We start from the raw sequence: 1,335 nt of genomic DNA, 5'->3' as shown, positions 1-1,335 counted from the left end.
GGTCGCGGAGGTCGCGGAGGTCGCGGAGGTCGCGGAGGTCGCGGAGGTCGCGGAGGTCGCGGAGGTCGCGGAGGTCGCGGAGGTCGCGGGTGGTGAGCTTGTCGACGGCTCTATGGCAGCCTGGCGGTCGGGTCAGAGTTCGGCCAGAGATTTCTGGCGGCGGGCCTCGGCCACATCCGCCATCAGTTCGTCCCAACGAGGGTCGGCGCGGAAGCGGGCCAGCCGGATGCTCTTCGCCGCGCGAGCCGACGTGTACTCCCACCAGGCCGCCACACGCACCGGCCAGAGACCCATCCGGACGGCGCCGGCGATGAAGCACCGGTGCGCCAGCAGAGTGGCCGCCAGGATCTCCGGATCCAGCTCCAGTTCGGGATCGTCGATCGCCTTGCCGAGCGCCCGCACGTCCCGGTGCATCTCCGAATAACCCAGCAGCCCCGGCATGGCCGGGACCAGCAGTTCATCCTCCGGATCCAGCAGATCATCCGCGTACGCCGGGGTGAAGACGACGTCGTCCACCGTGATGATGAACGGCAACGACTCGTGCCCCCGCTTGATGTCCACCTGAACCGCGGGTGCCCCGGTCGGGACGGACACCTCATAGGCGTCCAGCACCTCCCGGAACAGGATCCGAGCCGTGTCCCCGATCGCCGGCACATGCACCGTGACCACCCCGGGCGCCGCGGTCACCTCTGTACCGGGCACCTCGCTGATCAGGTCCGCGAGCTCGTCAGTGCGCATGCGTCGGTTATATGCCCTCGACGCATCCCCGTGGGGCCCGCCTCGCCCACAACCCGCACGCGCGTCGATCGGCCAGACGCGATCGGAGGTGAGGATGTACCGCGACAAATCGGTGTGACGGGCGTCGCGGGACCCCCGGTTTGGCGTCGCGAGGGGCGGCGAGTAATGTTGTCCGAGCCGCTAGGGAGACGGGCGAGCGAGCGGGACCCGATCTAGGGGCCCGGCGCGGCCGTCCTGGAGGAACCTCAAACAAGATCGCACGATCTAGCATCGTGTTTCTATTGAGGTGCCTGTGCAGTTTCTGTGGTGCTGAATTCGGTTGCGAAACGCGGATTTGACACGGCGGAAACGGCGGGTAAAGTAGAGCGAGTGCCCCGGAGAACGGGCCGCGGAATGCGGAACGGTTTGATGGTGTGCGGTTGTTCTTTGAGAACTCAACAGGGTGCTTGAAAAGCCAGTGCCAATTATGGCAATACCCCGGCCTGTCTACGGACAGGTTGAGGATTCCTTTGGCAACATTTATGTTGCCGGGACGATTGTTCAACAGATTTTGTTGGAGAGTTTGATCCTGGCTCAGGACGAACGCTGGCGGCGTGC

The 1,335-nt window shown here is 65.4% G+C and carries 1 protein-coding gene; it reads right to left on the bottom strand.

The features are described 5' to 3' along the window. Window positions 1-132 precede the first annotated feature (132 nt). A complete protein-coding gene (locus J5X75_RS42855) occupies window positions 133-738 on the bottom strand; it encodes a hypothetical protein (RefSeq protein WP_208473476.1) in 606 nt (201 codons plus the stop codon). Between the last annotated feature and the right edge of the window lie 597 nt (window positions 739-1,335).

Source organism: Actinoplanes flavus (assembly GCF_017592555.1).
Taxonomy (GTDB): domain Bacteria; phylum Actinomycetota; class Actinomycetes; order Mycobacteriales; family Micromonosporaceae; genus Actinoplanes; species Actinoplanes flavus.
This window is presented reverse-complemented; position numbering and strand designations above follow the sequence as displayed.